1 protein-coding gene is annotated in these 230 nt (G+C 57.4%); it reads left to right on the forward strand.

All coding sequences use genetic code 11. The annotated features are described in order from the left end of the window. The coding region (locus COY37_RS00990) for a carboxyvinyltransferase (protein WP_502693744.1) at nucleotides 1-230 on the forward strand (230 nt) is incomplete at both ends.

The following is a 230-nucleotide window of genomic DNA, read 5'->3' on the forward strand; positions in this document are numbered from 1 at the left end:
GTTAATGAACTCAACCGGATGGGAAGCGACGTACAAACCGAAGGTCGCCATGCTATCATAAACGGTGTGTCAAAGCTTACCGGTGCCCCCGTTAAAGCCCCCGATTTACGGGGAGGCGCCGCACTTGTTCTCGCCGGGCTTGCCGCAGAAGGCGTTACCGAAATCTCCGACATCTACCACATCGACCGCGGCTACCACAACTTCGAACACAAGCTTCGAGCGCTGGGCGC

The organism is Candidatus Aquicultor secundus (assembly GCF_002791875.1).
In the GTDB taxonomy this organism is placed as follows: domain Bacteria; phylum Actinomycetota; class Aquicultoria; order Aquicultorales; family Aquicultoraceae; genus Aquicultor_A; species Aquicultor_A secundus.